The 23,395-nt window shown below is 67.4% G+C and carries 21 protein-coding genes; 18 read left to right on the top strand and 3 right to left on the bottom strand.

Going from position 1 to position 23,395, the window contains the following annotated elements; genetic code table 11:
* Positions 1-18: 18 nt before the first annotated feature.
* The 5 genes from AC1RJ9_RS14895 to AC1RJ9_RS14875 all read left to right on the top strand — a co-directional run bounded on the left by AC1RJ9_RS14895 (position 19) and on the right by AC1RJ9_RS14875 (position 4,582).
* Positions 19-1,062 (top strand): amino acid ABC transporter substrate-binding protein, encoded by a 1,044-nt coding sequence (locus AC1RJ9_RS14895; RefSeq protein WP_062100091.1) that lies wholly within the window; start codon positions 19-21, stop codon positions 1,060-1,062.
* 8 nt (positions 1,063-1,070) lie between these two features.
* Complete coding sequence (locus AC1RJ9_RS14890) at positions 1,071-2,198, top strand: amino acid ABC transporter permease (RefSeq protein WP_062100092.1); 1,128 nt, start codon at positions 1,071-1,073, stop codon at positions 2,196-2,198.
* Positions 2,195-3,313: an amino acid ABC transporter permease gene (locus tag AC1RJ9_RS14885; protein ID WP_062100093.1), complete on the top strand. Its 1,119-nt coding sequence runs from the start codon at positions 2,195-2,197 to the stop codon at positions 3,311-3,313. Before AC1RJ9_RS14890 ends, AC1RJ9_RS14885 begins: the two co-directional genes overlap by 4 nt.
* Complete coding sequence (locus AC1RJ9_RS14880) at positions 3,310-4,053, top strand: amino acid ABC transporter ATP-binding protein (protein WP_066680041.1); 744 nt, start codon at positions 3,310-3,312, stop codon at positions 4,051-4,053. Before AC1RJ9_RS14885 ends, AC1RJ9_RS14880 begins: the two co-directional genes overlap by 4 nt.
* Positions 4,054-4,120: 67 nt before the next feature.
* Positions 4,121-4,582 carry a RidA family protein gene (locus AC1RJ9_RS14875; protein ID WP_062100095.1) on the top strand — a complete coding sequence of 154 codons (462 nt, stop codon included), beginning with the start codon at positions 4,121-4,123 and terminating at the stop codon, positions 4,580-4,582.
* A gap of 9 nt (positions 4,583-4,591) precedes the next feature.
* Here the strand turns inward: AC1RJ9_RS14875 and AC1RJ9_RS14870 are convergent, their stop codons facing one another.
* From AC1RJ9_RS14870 to AC1RJ9_RS14860, 3 genes are all read right to left on the bottom strand, one after another.
* Positions 4,592-5,521, bottom strand: coding sequence for a hypothetical protein (locus tag AC1RJ9_RS14870; protein ID WP_062100096.1), 930 nt, complete (start codon positions 5,519-5,521; stop codon positions 4,592-4,594).
* Positions 5,522-5,599: 78 nt separating this feature from the next.
* Positions 5,600-6,502: a LysR substrate-binding domain-containing protein gene (locus tag AC1RJ9_RS14865; protein WP_062100097.1), complete on the bottom strand. Its 903-nt coding sequence runs from the start codon at positions 6,500-6,502 to the stop codon at positions 5,600-5,602.
* Positions 6,503-6,571: 69 nt separating this feature from the next.
* Positions 6,572-8,008 carry a M20/M25/M40 family metallo-hydrolase gene (locus AC1RJ9_RS14860; protein WP_168193665.1) on the bottom strand — a complete coding sequence of 479 codons (1,437 nt, stop codon included), beginning with the start codon at positions 8,006-8,008 and terminating at the stop codon, positions 6,572-6,574.
* A gap of 513 nt (positions 8,009-8,521) precedes the next feature.
* Here AC1RJ9_RS14860 and AC1RJ9_RS14855 point away from each other — a divergent pair.
* From AC1RJ9_RS14855 to AC1RJ9_RS14795, 13 genes are all read left to right on the top strand, one after another.
* Positions 8,522-11,083 (top strand): TonB-dependent receptor plug domain-containing protein, encoded by a 2,562-nt coding sequence (locus tag AC1RJ9_RS14855; RefSeq protein ID WP_197426802.1) that lies wholly within the window; start codon positions 8,522-8,524, stop codon positions 11,081-11,083.
* A gap of 47 nt (positions 11,084-11,130) precedes the next feature.
* Positions 11,131-11,703 (top strand): hypothetical protein, encoded by a 573-nt coding sequence (locus tag AC1RJ9_RS14850; protein ID WP_062100100.1) that lies wholly within the window; start codon positions 11,131-11,133, stop codon positions 11,701-11,703.
* A 259-nt stretch (positions 11,704-11,962) separates the two neighbouring features.
* A complete protein-coding gene (locus AC1RJ9_RS14845) occupies positions 11,963-12,325 on the top strand; it encodes a hypothetical protein (RefSeq protein ID WP_062100101.1) in 363 nt (120 codons plus the stop codon).
* A 61-nt stretch (positions 12,326-12,386) separates the two neighbouring features.
* Entirely contained in the window at positions 12,387-13,649 is a 1,263-nt protein-coding gene (locus AC1RJ9_RS14840) for a TolC family protein (RefSeq protein WP_062100102.1), read from the top strand.
* Positions 13,649-14,815 carry an efflux RND transporter periplasmic adaptor subunit gene (locus tag AC1RJ9_RS14835; RefSeq protein WP_099503335.1) on the top strand — a complete coding sequence of 389 codons (1,167 nt, stop codon included), beginning with the start codon at positions 13,649-13,651 and terminating at the stop codon, positions 14,813-14,815. The genes AC1RJ9_RS14840 and AC1RJ9_RS14835 overlap by 1 nt, the downstream gene beginning before the upstream one ends.
* A gap of 31 nt (positions 14,816-14,846) precedes the next feature.
* Positions 14,847-18,092 carry an efflux RND transporter permease subunit gene (locus tag AC1RJ9_RS14830; protein ID WP_099503337.1) on the top strand — a complete coding sequence of 1,082 codons (3,246 nt, stop codon included), beginning with the start codon at positions 14,847-14,849 and terminating at the stop codon, positions 18,090-18,092.
* 111 nt (positions 18,093-18,203) lie between these two features.
* The gene (locus AC1RJ9_RS14825) at positions 18,204-18,554 is read left to right on the top strand and encodes a DUF190 domain-containing protein (RefSeq protein WP_066684438.1); all 351 of its coding nucleotides are present in this window, start codon (positions 18,204-18,206) and stop codon (positions 18,552-18,554) included.
* Between the two features lie 11 nt (positions 18,555-18,565).
* Positions 18,566-20,590: a heavy metal translocating P-type ATPase gene (locus AC1RJ9_RS14820; protein ID WP_099503339.1), complete on the top strand. Its 2,025-nt coding sequence runs from the start codon at positions 18,566-18,568 to the stop codon at positions 20,588-20,590.
* The gene (locus tag AC1RJ9_RS14815; RefSeq protein WP_156449688.1) at positions 20,587-20,730 is read left to right on the top strand and encodes a hypothetical protein; all 144 of its coding nucleotides are present in this window, start codon (positions 20,587-20,589) and stop codon (positions 20,728-20,730) included. Before AC1RJ9_RS14820 ends, AC1RJ9_RS14815 begins: the two co-directional genes overlap by 4 nt.
* On the top strand, positions 20,727-21,179 hold the full coding sequence (locus AC1RJ9_RS14810) for a hypothetical protein (RefSeq protein WP_127846984.1): 453 nt from the start codon (positions 20,727-20,729) through the stop codon (positions 21,177-21,179). Before AC1RJ9_RS14815 ends, AC1RJ9_RS14810 begins: the two co-directional genes overlap by 4 nt.
* Positions 21,176-21,640: an SRPBCC family protein gene (locus AC1RJ9_RS14805; RefSeq protein WP_066682845.1), complete on the top strand. Its 465-nt coding sequence runs from the start codon at positions 21,176-21,178 to the stop codon at positions 21,638-21,640. Before AC1RJ9_RS14810 ends, AC1RJ9_RS14805 begins: the two co-directional genes overlap by 4 nt.
* An 84-nt stretch (positions 21,641-21,724) precedes the next feature.
* Positions 21,725-22,093, top strand: coding sequence for a hypothetical protein (locus AC1RJ9_RS14800; protein ID WP_066682844.1), 369 nt, complete (start codon positions 21,725-21,727; stop codon positions 22,091-22,093).
* 59 nt (positions 22,094-22,152) lie between these two features.
* Entirely contained in the window at positions 22,153-23,385 is a 1,233-nt protein-coding gene (locus tag AC1RJ9_RS14795; RefSeq protein WP_066730480.1) for a TolC family protein, read from the top strand.
* Positions 23,386-23,395 lie beyond the last annotated feature (10 nt).

Below are 23,395 nucleotides of genomic sequence, written 5' to 3'. Positions count from 1 at the left end.
GAGCGGAGGGGCGAGGACATGCGCGCACTGGTCTCGATGGTTCTGGCGGCGGGGGTCCTTTGTGGACTCGCGGCCTGCGCAGAGAAGCCCAAGGACAAGTCCGGCGGTGGCGGGGCGACCCTCGCGGCCGTCCGCAAGCGCGGCTACGTGATCTGCGGCGCCAGCCCGCTGACCGTCGGCTTCGGCATGCCCGACAAGAAGGGCTATTGGCGAGGCCTCGATGTCGATACCTGCCGCGCGGTCGCGGCCGCCGCCCTGGGCGACAAGGACAAGGTCCGCTTCGTGCCCCTGACCGGCCAGCAGCGCCTGACCGCCTTGCAGAGCGGTGAGATCGACGTCCTGCCCCGGACCACGACCTGGACGCTGTCGCGCGACGGCAACGGCGTGAACTTCGCTTTTCCCAATTACTACGACTATGTCGGACTACTGGTGCCCAAGTCGGCAAAGGTCGGGAACGTGAAAGACCTCGCCGGTGCGTCTGTGTGCGTCCAGACCGGTTCGACGACCGAGGTGACCTTCACCGACGTCTCGCGGCAGTATGGCCTTGGCCTGCACGCCGTGGTGTTCGACAGCGTCCAGGCCACGCGCCAAGCCTTCTTCAGCGGCCGCTGCGACGCCCTGATCACCGACGCCTCGGCCCTGGCCTCGGTGCGCGCCACCCAGGCGGCCAATCCCGACGACTACGTGATCATCCCGGCCAATGACGAGGTCGCGCCGCTGACGCCGGCTGTCCGCCACGGCGACGACCAGTGGTTCGACATCGTCAAATGGTCGTTCCAGGCCATGCTGATGGGCGAGCAGCTGGGGATCACCTCGGCCAATGCCGAAGCCATGCTGAAATCCGACAGCCCGACCGTCCGTCGCTTCCTCGGCGTCGAGAAGGGCAACGGCAAGGCGCTGGGGCTGAATGAGGCTTTCGCCTACGACGTGGTCCATCAGGTCGGCAACTATGCCGAGGTTTATGACCGCAACGTCGGCAAGGACAGCAAGCTGAAGATCGACCGTGGCCTCAACCGCCTGCAGCGCGACGGGGGGCTGATGGTCCCCCTGGCCTTCAACTGAGCGCGCCCATGTCGGGGCTCGCGCCAACCCAAGGCCGTCTTCGCGGTCTCGTCTACCAAGGCCTGGTGATCCTGGCCGTGGCCGGCGTCGCAGCCTGGCTGGTCGGCAACACACTGGCAAACCTGGCCAAGCGCGGCATCACCGTCGGCTTCGACTTCGTCACCCGCTCGGCCCGCTTCCCGATCTCCGAGGGCGTCTTGCCCTACCAGCCGTCAGACAGCTTCGCCTGGGCGTTCGCGGCCGGCCTGGCCAACACCCTGATGCTGGCCATCGTCATCGGCGCGGTCTCGACGGCGCTGGGCCTGGTCGTCGCCCTGGCGCGCCGCTCTCAGAACCCGTTGGCGCGCGGCGTCTCGACCGTCTTCGTCGAGGCGCTGCGCAACACGCCGCTCGTGGTGCAGCTCTTGTTCTGGTACGCGCTGGTCACCGTCGGACTGCCAAATGTCCACGCGGCGATGAGCCCGATCGAGGGCGTCTTCCTGACGGATCGCGGCCTCTATCTGCCGGGACTGCGGCTCTCGAGCGCGGCGCTGTTCCTGACGCTCAGCGCGGTCGTGGTGATCGCGGGCGGCGCGGCCTACGCCCAGCGCGAGATCGGCAAGCGTGGGATGATCCTCGGCGGCGCGGGGCTGGTCGCGCTCTCGCTGCTGGGTCTGGCGGTGAAGGCCGGCGTGACCGTCGAGACGCCCCGCCTGGGCCACTTCAACTACGCCGGCGGTTTTGCCCTGACGCCCGAGCTGGTCGCTCTGCTGCTGGGCCTGATCCTCTATTCGGCGGCCTTCATCGGCGAGATCATCCGGGGCGGCATCGACGCCGTGCCGATCGGGCAGTGGGAAGCGGGCAGGGCGCTGGGCCTCTCGGAGCGCCAGACCCTGCGGTTGGTCGTCATCCCTCAGGCCCTGCGCGTGATCATCCCGCCGATGACCAGCCAGTACGTCAACGTGGTCAAGAACACGACCCTGGCCCTGGTCGTCGGCTATCCGGACATTTCTTCGGTGATCGCCACCACCATCAACCAGACGGGCCAGGCCGTGGAGGGCGTCCTCGTCCTGATGGCGGTGTTCCTGACCCTTAGCCTCTCGGCCTCGCTGTTCATGAACTGGTACAACCGCCGCATCGCGCTGGTGCAACGATGAGCACGCAAGCCGTCCCACCCAGCGTCGCCCAGGTCTTCCTGCGCACCGAGACGCTGACCGCCGAGCCGCCGCCGCCCCGGGCGCGCCTCGATCTGGTCAAGGCGCTGTTTGGCGACCTGGCCACGAGTCTCGCCACCCTGCTGATCGCCGCCCTGGTGATCCTGGCCCTGCCCAAGCTGCTGTCTTGGGGCGTGATCAATGCCGTCTGGAGCGGCGAGGGCGCGGCCTGTACCGGCGTCGGGGCCTGCTGGGCCTTTCTGCGTGACAAGCATCCGCAGATCCTGTTCGGCATCTATCCGCCGGAAGAGCAGTGGCGATCGATGCTGGTCGTGGCGATCTTCCTGGGCCTTTCGCTTTGGAGCCTGCCGCCCCGCCACTGGACGCGTGTCACCCTCGCGGCCTGGGGCGTGGGCACGGCGGCCGTGCTGGTGCTGATGGGCGGAGGCGTCTTCGGCCTGGAGGAGGTCTCGACCTCCGACTGGGGCGGCTTGCCGATCACCCTGTTGCTAACCGTCAGTTCGTTGGGCCTGGGTTTTCCGCTGGCCGTAGTCCTGGCACTGGCGCGCCAGTCGGATCTGCCAGTGCCGCGCATGATCGCCGTGGCCCTGATCGAGATCGTCCGCGGCCTGCCGCTGCTTAGCATCCTCTATGTGGCCGCGATCATGCTGCCGATCATGCTCCCCGACGGCGTGACGATCGACAAGCTGCTGCGAGCCCTGGAGGCGCTGACGGTGTTTTCCGCGGCCTATTTGGCCGAGGTGTTGCGCGGCGGCCTGCAGACCATCCCGCCCGGACAGGCCGAGGCGGCCCGCGCCTTGGGCCTGACGTGGTTCCAGACCACGCGGCTGGTCGTCCTGCCCCAAGCCATCGCCAAGGTGATCCCGCCGCTGACCAACACCGTGGTTGTGATCGTCAAGAACACCAGCCTCGTCCTGGTCGTGGGTCTGTTCGACCTGCTCAGCTCCGGCCGCGCGGCCCTGGCCGACCCGGCCTGGCCTGGTCCCTATGCCGAGACCTACCTCTTCATCGCCCTGATCTATTTCGCGATCTGCTTTTCGGTGTCGCGCTACGCGGCCTGGCTGGAGCGTCGCGCCGCCTTCGGAGTCCGCCGATGACCGATACCCCTGCCGCCGTCGAGCTGTCCGGCGTCCACAAGTGGTACGGCGACTACCACGCCCTGCGCGATGTCACGCTCAGCGTGGCCAGCGGCGAGAAGATCGTGGTCTGCGGACCCTCGGGCTCCGGCAAGTCGACCATGATCCGTTGCGTCAATCGCCTGGAGGCCCATCATCGCGGCCACATCCGGGTGGGGGGCGTCGAGCTGACCGGCGATCCCAAGACCATCGACGCTACGCGGCGCGAGGTCGGCATGGTGTTCCAGAGCTTCAACCTCTTCCCGCACCTGACGATCCTGGAGAACTGCACCCTGGCCCAGACCTGGGCCAAGAAGGTGCCGCAGAAAGTCGCCCAGGAGACGGCCATGCGCTACCTCGAGCGCGTGCGCATCCCCGAGCAGGCCGGCAAGTATCCGGGCCAGCTGTCGGGTGGCCAGCAGCAGCGCGTGGCCATCGCCCGGTCGCTGTGCATGGACCCGAAGGTCATGCTGTTCGACGAGCCGACCTCGGCCTTGGACGCCGAGATGGTCAAGGAGGTGCTCGACATCATGGTCGAGCTGGCCGCCGAGGGCATGACCATGATCTGCGTCACCCACGAGATGGGCTTTGCCCGCCAGGCCGCCGATCGGGTGGTGTTCATGGACGCCGGCCAAATCCTGGAGGTCGCGCCGCCGGGCGAATTCTTCGCCGCCCCGCGCCATGAGCGCACCCGCCAGTTCCTGGCCCAGGTGCTGCACTAACCTTCACCCTTTTCGCCAGCTGAAGTTTGACCGCCGCGCGCTTCGCGCCGGCGCAAGGAGCCTATCCATGCCCAAGATCGATCAACGCCTCGCACAGCTGGGCATCGTGCTGCCGGCCCTAACCCCGCCGGTAGCCAACTACGTGCCGTCGGTCCGCTCGGGCAATATCGTCCATATCTCCGGCCAGCTCTCGCTGGACGTTGGTGGCGGCATCAAGGGCGTGGTCGGCGAGGCCGTCGACATCGACCAGGCCGTGGCGGCCGCGCGGCTCTGCGGGATCAACCTGATCGCCCAATTCAAGGCGGCCTGCGAGGGCGACCTCGATCGGCTGGTCCGCGTGATCAAGCTGGGCGGCTTCGTGCAGGCCGGTCCCGGCTTCCACGACATCCCCAAGGTCATCAACGGCTGCTCGGACCTGATGGTCGAAGTCTTCGGCGACGTCGGCCGTCACGCCCGCTCTGCCGTCGGCGTCTACCAGCTACCCTTGGGCTTCGCCGTCGAGGTCGACGCCATTATTGAGGTCGCGTGACGAGTCAGATCAGCGCTTCTCAATCTGAATCTCGCCGTACCAGCCGCCGGTGGCGATTGTGAGCTTGCCACCGACGCCGGCGTCGCCGGCTCCGAGCACGTGCTCGATCAGGCGCTCTTGCACCTTGTTGGTCCCCCAGTCCGCCGGATCGGGCTGGGGCGGCGCCGGAGCCTTTGATGTCGGCTTGGCATTGAGGTCTCCATCGAGATCAAAGTCGGCGAACATCGACCCGTCTCCGAAGGCGTCGGCCGCCTTGCTCCAGCCGCTCAGCCCGCCGATCAGCTCTGCGTCGGCATAGGCGCGCTTCGACACCTCCGGCGACCCGATCGCCGCCAGTTCCCCGTCCTTGATCAAGTGGAAATCGAATTCGACCCGCGAGCCCGTACTCCAGCCCAAATGCCGAGGGACCGCCTTGTGGGCCACGTAGCGCCGGGTTTGGAGTTCTTTGCCGAACAGCAGGAACTCGCAGTCGGGGAAGGCGCGGTTAAGGGCCCACTCCGTGGATTTCGCCTCCGCCACCTGCCGGAACTCGTGGATCAGTTCCCAGGGTTCTAGCTTGGGCAATTCGTCATTGTCGAAGTTGTAGCTGTCGTCATAGGACCTTGACCGGTCGAAGTGTTCGTCAAAGGTCGGGACGCCATTCTCGCCTCTCGACAGGCGAAGGTTTCCGCAAACTTGGCTGCGAAATCCGTCAAGGATCTCGCTCACCAAGGCGTGGGTGCCGGCATAGGCGATGTGCCAGGTCGGCCCCGTGTACTCGGAGAAGTGGCTGAAGCGTCCCACCGAGACGACCGGTATCTCGTAGCGCGTCGGAAACACCACGATCTTCTGGGCGCTGTCGAGGCTGGTGGTCAGTACGCCCTTTGAAGTGACTGACAGACGCCCGTCGGCGACGGCCACGAGACGGTCTGGGGACTTGGCGAGCAGGCAACTGGTCATCGGCGAGGCCTTGATATTTCGGGAGAGGGGCGCCGTCGACGGGGGCTTCCACGGCGATGAAGCCTTGAGGCTGGCGATCTAGGAGCCGGTCGATTTGACGATGCCGGCCCGGGCCTTCAGCAGTTCGGCCACGAAGGCGTTCACGTGGCGGGCCCGCTGGGCGTCCGGCCGGAACAGCAGGTACGACCGGAACAGCACCTCGGGCTCGAATGGGCGGAAGATCACGCCGCGTTCGGAGAAGCCGTGGGCCGAGCACGGGTTGATGAGGCCAACGCCGGCGCCTTCCAACACCAGGGCGCAGACGGTCGAGGAGCTGGGCGTCTCCACCACGATCTCGGGGTGGACCTCGGCGGCTTCGAGGATCTTGGCTAGGCGTCCGCGCGCTCGGTCCTCCGGCGCGAGAGCAATGAACGGAACGCCCTGAAGATGTTCGGGCCGAATGACCGGTTCCTGGGCGAGGGGATGGCCTGGCGGCATGGCGCACAGGGCGCGGAAGTTGCCGAATACCCGATGGTCGACGCCCGAGAGATCGACCTCGTCGGCGGCCAATCCCACGTCGAACTGCTGGTGGACCACCAGGTCGCGCACCGCCGTCGAGGACGGGGTCTGGAGGGTGATGGCGATCTTGGGATGCTTGGCGCGGAACGAGGCGATGGCGCGCGGCACCAGGGCCGAGCCCAGCGCGGCATGGCTGGCGATCCGCAAGGAGCCGGATCCGAAGTCGCGAATCTGGGCGGCCGAGGCGCGCAGACGGTCCAGACCCACGAAGCTGGTGTTGACGTCCCGAAAGAACAGCTGCCCCTCCGGCGTCGGCACGAGCCGTCCGCGGACGCGATCATAGAGGTTGAAGCCCAGCGAGGCCTCCAGATCGGAGAGGGCGCGGCTGACCGCCGGCTGGGTGATCTGCAGCAGCTCGGCGGCGCGCGAGGCCGAGCCGCTGATCATCACCGCGCGGAAAACCTCAAGATGTCGAAAGTTCATGCCGCCCCACGCCTCCAGACGAGAACCATAAGGTTTGCGCATGGATTGCGGCAAGTTCGACTGTAGCGTCTATGGCTTCGCGGCCGTCGCCGCCGCTGGAGCGGTCGTCACCCGCTTGAGAATGCCGAAAACAAAGGCCTCCCCCTGGCGCAGGTCCGCGATCCCGGCGCGTTCGTCATCGCCATGGATGCGGCTGGCGCTGTCAGGATCGGCGGGGAGGGCTCCAATCCCGTAGACGGGCACGCCCCGTTCGCGCCAAGGCGTGGCGTCGGTGCTGGCGACCAGCAAGGTCGGCAGTACGGAGACACCGGGCCAGGTCGCCTGGGCGCTGTCTTCCAAGGCCTTGAAGAGCGCCGTGTTGAGATTGGACGGGGCGATCTTCGAGCGCTTGTCGAAGTAGGCGGCGATCTCGGCCTTGGGCCGGGCGCTGATGATCTCGATCTCGACCTTGGGATTGGCGATCACCTGCTTCAGCTCGGCGATGAAGCCCTCGACGGTCTGACCAGGCAGCAGGCGCGCGTTCAGCACGGCCTCGGCGTCGCCGGGGATGACATTGGGCTTTTGGCCCGCGTTCAGCATGGTCAGGACAAGGGTGTTGCGCAGCAAGCCCTCCATCCCCCAGCCGCCAGGATCATTGGCCACGACCACGCGTGCGGCCGTGGCGCGTGCTGGAGCGTCCTTGGCCTTCAGCAGCTGGTCGATGGCCGCCGCCAAGGCCGGGCTGCTCAACCTGGCCTTCTTCTGCAGAAAGGCGCGGACCTCCGGAGACAGCTGCACGGTCGTCTCGTACGACTGAAGCCGATTCAGCGCCGTTACCAGCTGGCCATTGGCCGAGCTGGTGATGGGAATGGGGCGGGAAGAGTGGCCGGTCGGGCCGTGGGTCTTGATCTTCAGATTGAGCGTAAGCTTGTCGGCATAGGTGACCTGAAGTTCGCGGACCTTGCCATCCGGGCTTCCCACCGTGCGTCCGCCCTCGTTCAGGGTGAATTCGGCGTCGATCTTGTCCCAGTGGTTTTCAGCTAGCCAGTTGGTGTTGAACTGGCCCTGTTCCTCGTCGGCTTCGGCCAAAAAGATCACGTCGCGCGACCGGGCCGCCGGGTCCTTGGCAAGCTTCAGGACGGCCTGGGCGAACACGGCGACCGAGCCCTTGTTGTCCAGCGCGCCGCGTCCATAGATGAAGCCGTCCTTCTCGACCGCCCCGAACGGATCGACGCTCCAGCGCTCCTTCTGAACGGGGACCACGTCGGTATGGGCGGCCAGCAGCACCGGGCGCTGGCGGCCGTCGCCCTTCAGCCGGGCGATGAAATGCGCGGCCTTGCCGTTGGGCGCCAAGATGATCTCGTTGGGGATCCCGGCGGCGTCGAAGACGGTCTTCAAGTAGTCGGCGACGGCCCGCGTGTCGCCGGGCGCATTGGTGGTGTCGTAGCGGATCAGGTCCTTGAGCATGGCCGTCACATCGCTTTGCCCAGCCGGCGATCCGGCCTTGGCCGGGGCGGTCGCGAGCATCGATCCGCCCAACAGAAGAGCGAGCAGGGCAGAGCGGCGAAACGACATGAGAAACCTCGACACGGCGACTTTAGCGGTGCTGATCCTTGGCCGCTGCGCTCGGCGTGACAATGGCTCCGACTGCAAGGCTCCATACGCTGTTGTTATGGGGGCGGTCGCTCTTCGGCCTTTGGCCCACGTCTCCAGCGTGTCCAGCAACCAGGCCTAGCGGCTAGGTATTCGTCGGGCGCACAATTATCGGGCGCCGGCGCCGCAGGATCGCGTCAGGTCGCGGCAAGAAAATCGCGGGGCGACCTCGCACTGTGCTTCAGCCCCTTACTAATGTGGGCGCTGGGCGACCTATAACAGTTAGTTATGGAGTGGTGTTCCCCCGTCAATTGTCATTCTACCGTCATCCCCACACCGTCGTGAGCGACCGACGTTCACCAAGAGCGTCCAAGAAGGGGAACTCATATGGCTTCGAACGGGGGAAAGCGTCGCGCCTGGCTTTTGGCGGGCGTGGGCGTTTCGATCTTGAGCGCTGCGGCGTCGGACGCGATGGCCCAGGCCACGGCCGCCGACACCCAGGTGGAGGAGGTCGTCGTCACCGGTTCGCGCTTTGGCGGTCGCACCGCGATCAATTCGGCGACGCCGATCGACGCCATCACCAATGATGAGCTGACCCGCGGGGCGGCGCCGAACCTCCAGGACATGCTGAAGGTCGCCGTGCCCAGCTTCAGCACTCCGCGTCCCGTTGCGGCCGGCGCGCTCGACTTCATCACGCCGCCGACCATGCGCGGCCTCTCGACCGGACAGATCTTGGTCCTGGTCAATGGCAAACGTCGCCACACCTCGGCCGACCTCAACAACGGCAACCAGATCGGCCGGGGCGACGTCGCCTATGACTTCAACTCCATTCCCGCCGCCGCGATCAGCCGGATCGAAGTGCTGCGGGACGGCGCCGCCGCCCAGTATGGTTCGGACGCCATCGCCGGGGTCATGAACCTGCAGCTGGATAAGTCGATCGGCGTCACCGCCAACGGCCAAGCCGGGGTCACCTCGCAGGGCGATGGACGTGATCTGCAGGGCTCGATCGGGGCGGGCTTCGCCGTCGGCGACGGCGGCGTCATCCGCATGACCGTGCAGTACCAGGACCACGAACACTCCGACCGCGCCGCGCCCGACACCCGCCAGCAGTACTTCGGCCGCAACGCCGCCGGCGGCGCGGTGGCGCCTTCGGCCAACTTCGGGTCCGGCACTGGCTTGACGCCGTCGAGCGGCACGCTCGATCCGCGCGAAGCCACCGTCGATCGGAACATCTGGGTGTTCGGCGATCCCGAGTACACCAACACCAGCGTTTTCTTGAACGGCGAGTTGCCGATCAACGACCAGGTCACCGCCTACGGGTTCGGTGGCTTCAATCGCCTGAAGGGAACGAGCTTCAACTTCTTCCGCCGGGCCGGTCAGGATGAAACCATCCGATCCCTCTATCCAGACGGCTTCGTGCCCTTGCAGGACATCAAGCTGCAGAACAATTCGGTGAACCTGGGCCTGCGCGGCGACGACGTCCTGGGCTTCAAGTGGGACCTGTCGACGGGGCTGGGCACCAGCATCAACGACATCGGCTACAGCAATTCCAACAACGTCTCGATGGGGCTGACCACGCCGACCACCTTCTATCGGGGTGGTTCGCGGTTCCGCCAGTGGACAACCAACCTCGACCTCACCCGTCAGCTGGATCTGGGCCTTGGCTCGCCCCTGAAGCTGGCCCTGGGGGCGGAATACCGGAAAGACTACTACGACCTCGTCGCCGGGGAGCTGGCGTCCTACGCCAACGGCGGCGGCCTGATCCTGGATGGGCCCAACGCCGGCAAACCAGCCCCGGTCGGGGCCCAGCCGGGCGGCGGCATCACGCCCGCCGACGCGGCCGCGGCCAACCGCACCGCCAAGGCGCTCTATGCCGAAATCGAGAAGGACTTCGGCGACCGCTTCATGATCGATGCGGCCATTCGATACGAGGACTACTCCGACTTCGGCAGCACGACCAACTACAAGGTCGCCGGACGGTTCGAACTGTTCGAGGGCCTGGCGGTGCGCGCCTCGGCGGGGTCTGGCTTCCGGGCTCCGGCGCTGGCCCAGTCGTACTTCGGCAACACCAACATCAGCTTCGTCAACGGCCAGCCGCTGAAGATCCTGACCGTACCGGTCAACACCGCCATCGGGGCGCTGGTCGGCACCAAGCCGCTCACGCCCGAGAAGTCCGACAACATCTCGGTCGGCGCGGTGTTCCAAGGCTTTGGTCTGTCCGGCTCCGTCGACTGGTACCGGATCGCTATCGACGACCGCATCGTCATGTCGTCGAACTTCCAGAGCACGGCGCTCACCACGCTGCTGGCCTCCAAAGGCTATTCGGGGATTTCGGCCGTCGCCTTCGAAAGCAACGCGGTCGACACCACCACCACCGGGGTCGACGTGACCGTCCGGCACAAGGCGGGCCTGGGCGATTTCGGCGAGCTGACCACGACCCTGGCGGCCAACTTCAACAAGACCCGCCTCGATCGCGTGGCCGGGACGCCCGCGCCGCTCGCCGCGCTCGGCATCGCCACGCCGCTGTTTGACCTCACCCAGCAGGTGCGCACCACCGACAGCACGCCCAAGGACAAGATCACCCTGAACTTCAACTGGGAGAAGGGGCCCTGGAGCGTCAACCTGACCGGAACGCGTTATGGCCAGGTCAGCCAGGTGGGCCTAACCGGCAAGACCCAGGCCCAGGTTGCTGCACTGATCCCCGGCTACAATGTAACCGTGGTGCCCTCGGCGCCCGGCTCGGCCAATTCCGACATTATCCAGCGCTTCCGCGCCGACATCGTCGCGGACCTGGACGTGGCCTGGCGTGTCAACGACAAGCTGCGCCTGTCGGCGGGGGTCAACAACGTCTTCGATAAGTATCCTGAAAAGCAGATCGCCTCGACAGCGGCCAGCGTGGCGGCCGGAACCAACGGCTCCGACAACAACGGCATCTTCCCTTACGCCTATGTCGCGCCGTACGGCGTCAACGGCCGCACCTACTACATCAAGACCAGCTATCGCTTCTAACCCCAGCGGACGGAGAGGCGAGGGCCTCTCCGTCCTGGAGAACCCGTATGCGCGCAATCCTCCCCCCGGCCATCCTGGCGGGTCTCCTCTGGCTGGCGGCGTCCCATGGGGCATTGGCCCAGGATCATGGCGCGCATGGCCATGCCCACGCCCCCGCGACGGCGACAACCGAGCAGCCCGCAGCCTATGGCGTCAGCCGAAAGGCGATCGCCTACTTCAACACACCCAATCGCCACGGGACGGCGCTTGACCCAAAGGCCGCGACCGATGTCGGCAAGGTCCGGCTGGACCTGGACGCCGAGGCCGACGTCATGGTCAGCTTCACCAGCGGTCTGGCCGCCGAAACCGGGGCGGGGTGTCCTTGTTCGGTCCGCGCGCTGTTGCGGGTCAACGACCAGGCGCCGGTTATCGTCAAGCGGGTCAATGTCGGGGCGCCCAGCGTCCAGACCGTCGATCGCTACGAGCACGACCGTCAGCCGGCCGATGGGTCCTTCGTCTTCACCCTGCCCAAGGGGCGGCACGATATCGCCCTGGTCATGCAGCCGGTGGACGGCGCGGGCACGGATCTCGAAGCCTACTACGTCAACCTGCAGGCCGTGCCCTATCCGACGGGGCGTTAGGTCGAGTTTCTGGATGCGGCATCTTGGCGCGTCGTGGCGAAGTTCTGGGGCGGGGATGTTAGGTATTGCCTAGCTTTTCTCAGTGTTCGCTGCGGCGCATCAAGTCGTCACTCAGTGTAATTGTATAACATGTAATCATATAACGCATTTCAATCTCGGCTAAGCAGAGGTATGCCAGCTCAGGATGGTTGGACTCGCACTCCATGGCTGGCAAGTCGGCGGAAACGCCGCAAAGCGGCGCTCGCGCCGTGGCCAGCCCGTGCGTTTCACCTTCGGTAAGGCCGTGGCGCTCTTCGTCACCGTCGTCTTCCTGATGGGCATCGTCATTTGCGGCCCGGCCGAACACGCGGCTCTGGAAACCGAGACGTCCGTGGCCTCCCAGGTCATGGCGTCGAACGTCCAGGCCCCGGCCGTGATCAAGGTCGCGGGCGACCAAAAGGTCCCTGTCAAGAAGACCCTCGCGGCCTGTACGGGCCATTGCTCGGCCCACAGCATCAGCCTGCCGGTGTCGTTCGCGCCCCAGACGGTCGCGTTCGAGGACCGTGCCGCCTGGCAGCCCGTGCAGGACCAGGGCCTGCTGATCGAGCGCCCCGTCCTTCTGGATCGTCCGCCTAGAGCCTGACGCGACCCTTCCGCCCATCGCGGCGGACCGTCTGCGTCTCAATCTCTAGGAACACATCTTCATGACTCTCATCATGCGTGGGCGGCTGCGTTTCGCGGCCGTGAGCGCGGCCGCGATCGTAGGCGCGTTGGCGTCCGCGACCGGCGCGGCCGCCGATCCGGCGCCGCCGTTCAAGGACCTGCTTACTCAAGCGCAGGCCAATGCGCCCAGGCTCGCCGAAGCGGCGGCCGGCGTTCGTCAAGCGGAAGGTCTGGCCCGCCAGGCCGGCGCCCGCCCCAATCCGACTGCCGGGGTGACCGTCGAGAACTTCAGCGGCAAGGGGATCTACAGCGGTACGAACAATGCCGAGACGACCTTCCAGCTGAGCCAGCCGCTCGAAGTCGGGGGCAAGCGCGACGCGCGGGTCGCCGCCGGTCGCGCCGCTCTCGATGCGGCGCGGGCGCGCCTGGTTCAGTCCAAGGCTGATTTCGCCTTCGCCCTGGCCGACGCCTACGCCCTGGCCGAGGCGGCCGAACGTCGTGTCGCCCTGGCTGACGAAGCCGTGACCCTGTCCGACGAGACGCTGCGCGCCTCGCGGGTCATGGTCGACGCCGGCAAGGAAGCCGAGCTACGCACCCTGCAGGCTCAAGCGGCCTTGACCGCCGCGCGGGCCTCCCGAGAAGAGGCTCGGGCCGAACGGACCGGCGCCTTCTCGCGGCTGACAGCCCTCGTCGGGTCGGCAACGCCCTTCACCTCGCTGAGCGACAGCCTGCTGACCAGCCCCAAGGTCACGAGCCAGCCCGGCGACATCGATGCGCTGTCGACCCCGGCGGTCGTAGCGGCGGAAGCCGACCGTGAAGCCGCCGCCCGGCGGGTGCGGATCGAACGAACCCGCGCGGTGCCGGACGTCACGGTATCGGCTGGCATTCGCCGCTTTAGCGGCGACGACTCCACGGCCCTGGTCGCTGGCGTCTCGCTGCCCATCCCGGTCTTCGACCAGAACCGCGGCAACATCACCGCCGCTCAGGGCGAGCTGCAGGCGGCCGAGGCCCGGCTTAACGCTGCCCGCTTCGACGCCGAGGCCGACATCCGCACGGCCCGGTTCCAGCTCGGCGCCGCCCAATCGCGGGCCAACGCGGCGAGCGAAGGCGAAACCAGTGCGGCCGAAGCCTTCCGTCTTACCCGCATCGCCTACGAGTCCGGCAAGGCCCCCCTGGTCGAGCTGATCAATGCGCGCCGGTCTCTGGCCGAAGCGCGCGACCAAACCATCCAGGCCCAGCTGGCGCGCGTCCGCGCCGAGGCCGACCTGGCGCGCCTGCAAGGCCGCCTCTTCGGAGACCGTTGATGCCCAAGTCCAATTCCTCGAACCGGCAGTTGTTGCTGGGCGGCGCGGCCGTCGTGGTCGTCGCCATCGCCGCCTTCTCGGTCGGAAAGATGTCCGGCGGCAAACCCGCCGAGACACCGGCGACCGAAAAGCCCGCGGCAGCCGCGGAAGCGGCCGGACCGCAAAACCTGGCCATGGGTCCCGAGCGTATCACCGCCTCGGGCGTCCAGCTGCAGACGGTCAACACTGGCGGCCTGGCCGCCGAGGTCGTCGCTCAGGCCACCGTCGAAGCCGAACCGGGCGGTGAGGCGGCCCTGACCGCCCGCGCCGCCGGCTCGATCACCCGCATCACCAAGCGCCTCGGCGACCCCGTGCGGGCCGGCGAGACCCTGGCCCTGGTCTCCAGCCGCGAGGCCGCCCAGATCTCGGCCGACCGCAGCGTCGCCTCGGCCAAGGCCGACCTGGCCCGCAAGAACCTGGCCCGTGAGAAGCGTCTCTTCGAACAGAAGGTCAGCCCGCGCCAGGACTATGAGACCGCCCAGGCCGAAGTGGCCGTGGCCGAGGCCGAGGCCCGTCGCGCCGCGACCGCGGCCGGCGCCTCGGCGGTATCGGGTGGCTATGTCGCCGTCATCAGCCCGATCAACGGCCGCGTGACCGCCATGACCGCCAGCCTGGGCGCCTTCGTCGCGCCGGAGACCGAACTCTTCCGCATCTCCGACCCGGCCAAGATCCAGGTCAACGCCTCGGTTACCGCCGTCGACGCCCGGCGCATTCAGCCCGGCGACCAGGCCATCGTCGAGACGACCGGCGGCGAAACCCGCACCGCCGTCGTCCGCTCCGTGACGCCAGGCGTGAACGAGGAAACCCGCAGCGCCACGGTCGTCCTGACCCTGACGGGCGGGGCAGGGCAGTTGCAGCCGGGCCAGCTGGTCCGCGCCCGCATCACCTCGCGCCAATCGACCTCGAGCGGGATCGTCGTGTCCGAAGAGGCCGTCCAGACGGTCAACGGCAACGACGTGGTGTTCGTGCGGACAAAGGAGGGCTTCCGTGTCCAGCACGTGCTGGCCGGTCAGCGCAGCGGCGGACGTGTCGTCATCGTCGATGGTCTGAAAGGCGGCGAGACCCTGGCGGTCAAGAACGCCTTCTTGCTCAAGGCCGAACTCGGCAAGAGCTCGGAAGAAGACTGACCCCTAACCGCTATTCTGGAGACACGCCGAAATGATCGGTCGCTTACTCTCGATGTCGGTGAAGGGGCGTTGGTACGTCCTGCTTCTCACCGTCATCATCGCACTCCTCGGCACGTGGCAGCTGACCAAGCTGCCCATCGACGCCGTTCCCGACATCACCAACAACCAGGTGCAGATCAACACCGTCGCCGGCGCGCTTTCGCCGGTCGAAATCGAAAAGCGGGTGACCTTCCCGGTGGAAACGGCCCTGGCCGGCATCCCCGGCCTGGAGACCACCCGCTCGATCTCGCGCAACGGCTTCTCGCAGGTCACCGCGATCTTCTCGGAGAAGACCAACCTCTACTTCGCCCGCCAACAGGTGGCCGAGCGTCTGACCCAGGCGGGCGATAGCCTGCCAGCCGGGATCCAGCCGCAGATCGGGCCCGTCACCACGGGCCTCGGCGAGGTCTACATGTACTCGGTCGAGTACGCCAATCCGGGCGGCAAGGGCGCCAAGGTTCGTGACGGCCAGACCGGCTGGCAGAGCGACGGCGCCTATCTGACGCCGGAGGGCGAACGCCTCACCGACGCCACCTCGCAGGGCGCGTATCTGCGCACCATCCAGGACTGGGTCGTTCGTCCGCAACTGCGCACCGTCAAGGGCGTGGCCGGCGTCGACTCCATCGGCGGCTTCCAAAAGCAGTATGTGGTCGAACCCGACCCGGCCAAGCTCGTCGCCTACGGCGTCTCCTACACCGATCTGGCCAAGGCCCTGGAAGGCGCCAACCTCTCCGTCGGCGCCAACTTCATCCAGCGCGCGGGCGAGGCCTATCTGGTCCGGGCCGACGCAAGGGTGCGCACGCTGGACGAGATCCAGAACGCCATCATCGCCACCCGCCGCACCGTGCCCGTCGCCGTCAAGGACGTCGCCACCGTGCGGGTCGGCGGTGACCTGCGCACCGGCGCAGCCAGCAAGAACGGCGAAGAAGTCGTTGTCGGCACCGCCCTGATGCTGATCGGCGAAAACAGCCGCTCGGTCGCCAAGTCGGTCGGCGATAAGCTCGTCGATGTTCGCAAGGCCCTGCCGAATGGCGTGGTGATCACCACCGCGCTCGACCGCTCGGTGCTGGTCAACGCCACCATCAAGACCGTTGAACGCAACCTGACCGAAGGCGCCATCCTGGTCGCCGCGACCCTGTTCCTGCTGCTCGGCAACGTCCGCGCGGCCTTCATCGCCGTGCTGATCATCCCGCTGTCCTTCGTGATGATGGCCATCGGCATGAACGAGCTGAAGGTGCCCGGCAACCTGATGAGCCTGGGGGCGCTGGACTTCGGCCTGATCGTCGACGGCACCGTCATCATCATCGAAAACTGTCTGCTACGCCTGGCCGAGCGCCAGCACCACGAAGGCCGCCTGCTGCGACTGCCCGAACGCCTGGAAACCGTGCTGCGCGCGGCCCAGGAAATGATCCGTCCGACCGTCTTCGGCCAGGCGATCATCTTCTTGGTCTTCGCCCCGCTGCTGACCTTCACGGGCGTGGAAGGCAAGACCTTCTCGCCGATGGCCATCACCATCATGCTGGCCCTGGGCGCGGCCTTCATCCTGTCGCTGACCTTCGTTCCGGCTCTCGTCGCCATCCTGATGCGCGGCAAGATCTCGGAGAAGGAAGTCAAGGTGATCGCCGTCTCCAGGCAGCGTTATGAGCCTGTCCTGAAGCGCGTGGTCGATCGTCCCTGGCCGTTCATCGGCGGCGCGGTGGCGCTCTTCCTGGTCGCCGGCGTGGTCTACACGACGCTGGGCCAGGAGTTCATCCCGCAGCTGGACGAAAAGAACGTCGCCATGGGCTCGCTGAAGATCCCGTCGACGGCGCTCGAACAGTCGCTGACCATGCAGCGCCAGGTCGAAAAGAACGTCTCGTCCCTGCCTGAAGTGGAGATGATGTTCTCCAAGACCGGCACGGCCGAGGTCGCCACCGACCCGATGCCGCCCAACGCCTCGGACGGCTTCATCATCCTCAAGCCGCAAAAGGAGTGGCCCAAGACCGTCGAGAACAAAGCCGGTGTCGTTCAACGCATCGAGGCCAAGGTCGCGCCGCTGCTGGGCAACAGCTTCGAAGTCACCCAGCCCATCCAGATGCGCTTCAACGAGCTGATCGCCGGTGTGCGCGGTGACGTCGCCATCAAGCTTTATGGCGATGATCTGGACAAGATGAGCGCCACCGCCGCCAAGATCGGCGCGGTGCTGGAGTCGATCCAAGGCGCTGAAGGCGTTCGCGTCGAACAGGTCGGCGGGGCTCCCACCCTGGACGTCAAGTTCGACCGGGCCGCCATCGCCCGCTTTGGTCTCAGCATCGACCAAGTCGCCGACACCGTGGCCACGGCCATGGGCGGGCGCCAGGCAGGCGATGTCTTCGAGGGTGACCGCCGCTTCGACATCACCGTCCGCGTGCCGATGGCCCAGCGCAACGACCTGGACGCCCTGGGCGCCCTGCCGGTCATGCTGCCGGCCGGCGACAGTGGTGTGCAACGTTCGGTGCCGCTGCGCGAGCTGGTGCAGTTCCGCTTCTCCGATGGTCTGAACCAGATCAGCCGCGAGGACGGCAAGCGCCGGGTGGTCATCCAGGTCAACGTGCGGGGCCGCGACATCGGTTCGTTCGTCACCGAAGCCCGTACAAAGGTCGAAGCCGTCCAGCTTCCGACCGGCTACTGGCTGACCTGGGGCGGCCAGTTCGAGAACCTGAAGGCCGCCACCCAACGCCTGTCGATCGTCGTGCCGCTGTGCTTCGCGCTGATCTTCCTGGTGCTCTACATGGCGCTGGGCGGGTTCGGACCCGCAGCCTCGGTGTTCGCGGCGATCCCGCTCGGACTTTCGGGCGGTGTGTTCGCCCTGGCGCTGACGGGGATCACATTCTCGATCTCGGCCGCCGTCGGCTTCATCGTTCTGGCCGGCGTCGCGGTTCTCAACGGCCTGGTCGTCATGACCAGCGTCCGAGAGCGCCTCGAAGCGGGCGTGCCCGTGGCCCAGGCGATCTACGAGGGCTCGGTCGAGCGCTTCCGTCCGGTTCTGATGACGGGCCTCGTCCCGGCCATCGGTTTCATCCCGATGGCCCTGGCCAGCGGGACCGGCGCCGAAGTGCAAAAGCCCCTGGCCATGGTGGTCATCGGCGGCCTGGTCACGGCCACCGCCGTGACCCTGCTCGTCTTGCCCGCCATCGCCAATCTCATCCTCCAACTGGGGTCTGGTCGGAAGACCCCAGACGAGGGTCCGGCCGCGTCGGATTTGAGCACGACGCACTAGCCGGGGCGCCGGCGCGGCCCCTCAGCCCCCACAGCGTCGCGCCGGCGCATCACCTTCAAACGCCCCGAGGGCCAAGCCTTCGGGGGCCGTAATCACCAAGAGGAGACGCCTATGCAAACCCCCGGACAAGCGGTCCTTCTCCGCATCTACACCGACGAAAACGCCCTGGTCGGCGACCGGTCCCTGATGGACGTCATCGTCCAGCGCGCGCAGGCCAATCGACTGGCCGGCGCCACGGTCCTGCGCGGCCGCAAGGGCTTTGGCGAGTCCGCGCGCATGCATGAGCCTCGGCCGCTGGACTTCAATGACAACCTGCCGGTGGTGATCGAGTTCGTCGACGAGGAAGCCCGCTTGCGCGAGTTCCTGACCAAGCTCGACGATCTCAAGGACATCGGCCTCGTCACCTTCGAGAAGGTCGAGGTGTTGCGTTACGGCGGCCATCACGTCGAGCCGCACCGGTAGGAGCGAGCGCCATGACCAGCAAGTCTGCGCATGCCCATGAAGGCCATGACCATGGCGATCAGGGCGACCACAAGCATGGCGACGGGGAGGGCGGCCATGGCCACGCCCATGGTGGGCTGTTTGGCGAGCGAACCGAACTCATCTTCGCCCTGCTGTGCGGCGCGACGCTGCTGGTCGGGTGGCTGATCAGCCTCAAGGCCGATGGGTGGATGCCGCTGGCCTTCTACTTGGCGGCCTACCTGTTCGGCGGCTGGTTCACCCTGACCGAGGCGATCGAAAACCTGCGCAAGCGCAAGTTCGAGATCGACACCTTGATGCTGGTGGCCGCCGCCGGGGCCGCGGCGCTCGGGCAATGGGCTGAGGGCGCACTGCTGCTCTTCCTGTTCAGCATGGGCCACTCGCTGGAACACTATGCCATGGGCCGGGCCCGCCGGGCGATCGAGGCCCTGGCCAAGCTGGCCCCCGAGCGCGCCACGGTCCGCCGTGACGGCAAGACCGAGGACGTCGCCGTCGAGGCCCTGGAGATCGGTGACATCATCCTGGTCCGGCCCAATGAGCGCATCGCCGCCGACGGCGTCGTCGTGGCGGGCGACAGCAGCGTCAACCAGGCCCCGGTCACCGGCGAAAGCGTGCCCGTCGACAAGCGCGCCAGCGCCGATCGCGATCTCGACTTCGCCAAGGCCAGCGCGGAATACCGTGTGTTCGCCGGCACCATCAATGGCGCGGGCGCGCTCGACATCCGCGTGGCCCGCAAGGCCGGCGAGAGCACCCTGGCCCGCGTGGTGCGCATGGTCGCCGAGGCCGAGGCCCAGCGCTCGCCCACCCAGCGCTTCACCGACCGGTTCGAGAAGGTCTTTGTTCCGGCCGTGCTGGTCCTGGTCGCGACCCTGATGCTGGCCTTCCTGGTGCTCGATGAGCCCTTCAGCCGCAGCTTCTACCGCGCCATGGCCGTGCTGGTGGCCGCCAGCCCCTGTGCTCTCGCCATTTCGGTGCCCAGTGCGGTGCTGAGCGGCGTGGCCCGGGCCGGCCGCGGCGGCGTCCTGGTCAAGGGCGGCGGTCCGCTGGAGAACCTGGGCACCCTGACGGCCCTGGCTTTCGACAAGACCGGCACCCTGACCGAAGGCAAGCCCAAGCTGACCGATATCGTCCCGGCCCAAGGCGTCGAGGAAGACGAACTGCTGGCCATCGCCGTGGCGGTCGAGGCGCTCAGCGACCACCCGCTGGCCGCCGCCGTCGTGCGCGACGGCGAGGCCAAGCTGAACGGCCAGGCCCGCCGGGAAGCCACCAGCATCAAGAGCCTGACAGGGCAGGGGATCCAGGCGCAGGTGGACGGCAAGTCCGCCGTGATCGGCAAGCCAGGCCTGTTCGAAGCCGAGGGGCCGCGACCGCCGGAAGATGTGTGGAGCGAGGCCCAGAAACTGGAAGCCAATGGCCGCACCGTCGTCATGGTGCGCCATGGCGACCGATATCTTGGCGTGCTCGGCCTGATGGACACGGCCCGTCCGGCGGCGCGCGACGTCATTAAGCGCCTGCGATCCCTCGGGATCACCCGGATGATCATGCTGTCAGGCGACAACCAGTCGGTCTCCGACGCCATTGCCCGTGATCTGGGTCTCGATGAGGCCCGTGGCGGTCTGATGCCGGAGGACAAGGTCGCCACGATCAAGGCCCTGCGCGAGCAGTTCGGCAAGGCCGCGATGGTCGGCGACGGCGTCAACGACGCCCCGGCCATGGCCAATGCCACGGTCGGCATCGCCATGGGCGCGGCTGGCTCGGACGTGGCCCTGGAGACCGCCGATGTCGCCTTGATGGCCGATGACCTGAACCATCTGCCGTTCGCGGTGGGGCTCAGCCGAAAGACGAGCGGCATCATCCGCCAAAATCTCTGGGTCAGCCTGGGCATGGTCGCGGTGCTGATCCCGGCGACCTTGTTTGGCTTGAAGATCGGCGAGGCGGTGATCTTCCACGAAGGCTCGACCCTGCTGGTCGTGGCCAACGCCCTGCGCCTCCTGGCTTACAAGGAGCGCCGGGCATGAGCGTCCCTGAATCCCACGACGAGGCCGCGGCCTGGGCCCGCCGTTCGGCCCGCCGCGCCCTATTCGCCCTGGTGGCCGCGATGGTGTTTCTCGCCGCAACCATCGCCGTGGCGGTGATCGGCATGGGGCATCGGCCATGATCGGGCATCGATCCGTCCCGGCCATGGCGCTTGGCCTGGCCATGATTGGCGCATCGATCGCCGGCTCGGCCCTGGCCGACACCATCGACAAGCCGATCGCGCTTTCGACCCCGCGCGGCTTTGTGCTGGACTCGGTCCGCGCCGTCGCCGAGGGCCAGGGCGTGCGCTTCCACGGCGCGGTCTGCCGACGCACCGCCGGTCCCGCGCCGCGCTTCGTGCGAGCCGATCGCCTCGATCGCGACGGCCACATCCTGAGCACCGCGTCGAAGGTCCTTTGGGATCTGCGCGGGCGCGAGCGCCACTGCACGTTCTTCGACTTGCCCACGGCCAGTCCGCCGATAGACGGCGAGCTGTTCCGTGTCTGCTTGCTTTCCACGAACCGCCCGTGCCCGGAGCCCGTCGTGGCCCCATCGGGCGCGGGCGACAAGGCGACGAAAGGCCGCCCATGATCATAGAATCAGAGATCGATATCGCCGCGCCCCCGACCAAGGTCTGGCGAACCTTGACGGAGTTTGGCGCCTATCCGCGCTGGCACCCGCACTGGGAGATCGAAGGCGTGCCGGTGCAGGGCGCTAGGGTCTATATCCGCATCGGTTCGAACCCGGAGAAGCGGCTGCGGTTCAGGGCCAAGGTGATCGGCATGGCGCCGGCCGAGGAAGTCGCGTTCCAGTCGGGGCCGTTCTTCGCGCGATCGTACGAATACTTCCGGCTCGAACCGAGTGCGCGCGGCACCTTGCTTCGCCACACCAACGAGATCACCGGTTTGGCGGCCTTGCAGTTCAAGTTTAAGGCTGAGCACGAAAAGTTGGTTAGAATCTACAACTTCCGGCTGGAAGCTCTCGCGAAATATATCACCACCAGCACGCCTTTGCGTGCAGTGACCCGGTCACGTCCGCGGACCCGGATCTGACCCTTGCGGCTGCGCTGATGCGCCACGCCAAGTGTATCTTGTAACGTATTTCCTCGACGCAACACGGACGCTATAGGCCCTTTTATGTTCGACGTGCCGACATGGCTGAAGACTTGGACGGGAGCGCTTTTCGCGTGCCTGCTGGTGCTCGCCGTCGCCGCGCCGTCGTTCCGGTTGGACGTCTGTCCGCCGGAGACGTCGGTGACCGCCGAGCATGGCGCCGCGGCTGAAGCCGCGAGCTTCACCCAGATCGACGACCAGGACGCGGCGGACGCCTCGGACGCCAAAGGCGGCGAACCGGGCGGTCACTGCCACCATGTGCCTCAGCTGATGAACCCGGTCGTTGGGGCGCAGCACGTCGTGTCCGCCGACCGTATCCGGTTGGTCGCCTCGGCCCTCAACATGCCGCCCTCGCGCATGCCTGACGGCCCCAACGAGCCCCCTCGAGCCTGACCCTGGCCGCGCCTTCGCGCGCGTAATCGCCATCGTCAGTTCTCACACAGGGACCTCCCATGCATTCCCGTTATGCCCGGCCCGCTGCCGTTCTCGGCGCGGTTCTGGCGCTCGCCGGTGTCGGCGCGTTCTCGCGCGCCGCTGCCGAGCCGCTCACCCTGGACGCCGCCATTTCGCGCGCCCAGACCCAGTCACCGCTTGTCACGGCCGCCGAAGCTTCGGTGAAGGCGGCGGAAGGCCGCGCGCGCCAGGCTGGCCTGATGCCCAACCCCGAAGCCGGCCTCCAATCGGAGAACTTCGCCGGCTCGGGCCCCTATGGCCGGTTCGGCGCCGCCGAAACCACCGCCACGATTAGCCAGCGCCTGGAGCTGGGCGGCAAGCGCCGCACCCGCGCCGCCGCCGCCAATGCCGAAGTCGATGCCGCCCGTATCGGCTTCACCATCGCCAAGGCCGACCTGACCCAGGAAGTTCGGGTCCGTTACGCGGAGGCGTTGGCCGCCCAGGATCGCCTGGTCCTGGCGCGTGAAACCGCCGCCCGCGCCGAGGGGCTGTCCAAGGTCGCCGGCACCCTGGTCGAGGCCGGACGCGAGCCGCCGCTGCGGGCCTTGCGCGCCGAAGCCGCCAGCCGCGAAGCGGCCGCTGCGGTGATCGCCGCCGAAGCCGAGGCGCTGGCCGCCCGGCGCGCGCTCGTCACCCTCTGGGGCGACGCGGGCGAGACGATCGAGCTTGTGCGCGGTCAGGACCCGGCCGCGCCCCCCCAGACCACGATCGATCCCAGCGAGACCCTGGACGTGCGCCAGGCGCGCGCGGACCTCGAAACGGCCCGCGCCGTCATCGATCGCGAGCGCGCCGCCGGCCGCCCGGACCTGACGGTTCAGGCCGGCGTGCGGCGGTTCGAGCAGACCGGCGACTCGGCGATGATCGTCGGCTTCACGGCCCCGATCCCGATCTCCAATCGCAACCAGGGCACGGTCGCGGCCGCTCGCGCCGACGCGACCGCCGCCGAGGCGCGTGAGCGCCTGGCGCTGGCTCGCTCGGTCCGGGCGGTGCGTGACGGCGAAGCCTCGCTGCGCGCGGCCAATGCCCGGCTGGAAGTGCTCGACAGCAAGATCGTCCCGCAGGCCCAAACCGCCGTCGATCTGGCGCGCGGTGGCTTCGAGGCGGGGAAGTTCTCGCTGCTCGAAGTCCTCGACGCGCAAGGCGCCCTGACGACCGCCCGCACCGAACTCATCGCCGCGCGCCTCGAACGCGCCAAGGCGCTGGCCGCGCTCGAACGCGCCGCCGCGCAATAGGAAAGCTCAC

This window comes from Caulobacter sp. GW822-FHT07D08, from assembly GCF_058798735.1.
The sequence above is the reverse complement of the archived record's forward strand: the minus strand, read 5'-3'. Positions and strand labels throughout refer to the sequence as shown.

Excerpts from the sequence above, each read along its gene's own strand:
- AC1RJ9_RS14895 (WP_062100091.1), top strand. The coding sequence starts at position 19 with ATGCGCGCACTGGTCTCGATGGTTCTGGCGGCGGGGGTCCTTTGTGGA.
- AC1RJ9_RS14890 (WP_062100092.1), top strand. The coding sequence starts at position 1,071 with ATGTCGGGGCTCGCGCCAACCCAAGGCCGTCTTCGCGGTCTCGTCTAC.
- AC1RJ9_RS14885 (WP_062100093.1), top strand. The coding sequence starts at position 2,195 with ATGAGCACGCAAGCCGTCCCACCCAGCGTCGCCCAGGTCTTCCTGCGC.
- AC1RJ9_RS14880 (WP_066680041.1), top strand. The coding sequence starts at position 3,310 with ATGACCGATACCCCTGCCGCCGTCGAGCTGTCCGGCGTCCACAAGTGG.
- AC1RJ9_RS14875 (WP_062100095.1), top strand. The coding sequence starts at position 4,121 with ATGCCCAAGATCGATCAACGCCTCGCACAGCTGGGCATCGTGCTGCCG.
- AC1RJ9_RS14870 (WP_062100096.1), bottom strand. The coding sequence starts at position 5,521 with ATGACCAGTTGCCTGCTCGCCAAGTCCCCAGACCGTCTCGTGGCCGTC.
- AC1RJ9_RS14865 (WP_062100097.1), bottom strand. The coding sequence starts at position 6,502 with ATGAACTTTCGACATCTTGAGGTTTTCCGCGCGGTGATGATCAGCGGC.
- AC1RJ9_RS14860 (WP_168193665.1), bottom strand. The coding sequence starts at position 8,008 with ATGCTCGCGACCGCCCCGGCCAAGGCCGGATCGCCGGCTGGGCAAAGC.
- AC1RJ9_RS14850 (WP_062100100.1), top strand. The coding sequence starts at position 11,131 with ATGCGCGCAATCCTCCCCCCGGCCATCCTGGCGGGTCTCCTCTGGCTG.
- AC1RJ9_RS14840 (WP_062100102.1), top strand. The coding sequence starts at position 12,387 with ATGACTCTCATCATGCGTGGGCGGCTGCGTTTCGCGGCCGTGAGCGCG.
- AC1RJ9_RS14835 (WP_099503335.1), top strand. The coding sequence starts at position 13,649 with ATGCCCAAGTCCAATTCCTCGAACCGGCAGTTGTTGCTGGGCGGCGCG.
- AC1RJ9_RS14830 (WP_099503337.1), top strand. The coding sequence starts at position 14,847 with ATGATCGGTCGCTTACTCTCGATGTCGGTGAAGGGGCGTTGGTACGTC.
- AC1RJ9_RS14825 (WP_066684438.1), top strand. The coding sequence starts at position 18,204 with ATGCAAACCCCCGGACAAGCGGTCCTTCTCCGCATCTACACCGACGAA.
- AC1RJ9_RS14820 (WP_099503339.1), top strand. The coding sequence starts at position 18,566 with ATGACCAGCAAGTCTGCGCATGCCCATGAAGGCCATGACCATGGCGAT.
- AC1RJ9_RS14815 (WP_156449688.1), top strand. The coding sequence starts at position 20,587 with ATGAGCGTCCCTGAATCCCACGACGAGGCCGCGGCCTGGGCCCGCCGT.
- AC1RJ9_RS14810 (WP_127846984.1), top strand. The coding sequence starts at position 20,727 with ATGATCGGGCATCGATCCGTCCCGGCCATGGCGCTTGGCCTGGCCATG.
- AC1RJ9_RS14805 (WP_066682845.1), top strand. The coding sequence starts at position 21,176 with ATGATCATAGAATCAGAGATCGATATCGCCGCGCCCCCGACCAAGGTC.
- AC1RJ9_RS14800 (WP_066682844.1), top strand. The coding sequence starts at position 21,725 with ATGTTCGACGTGCCGACATGGCTGAAGACTTGGACGGGAGCGCTTTTC.
- AC1RJ9_RS14795 (WP_066730480.1), top strand. The coding sequence starts at position 22,153 with ATGCATTCCCGTTATGCCCGGCCCGCTGCCGTTCTCGGCGCGGTTCTG.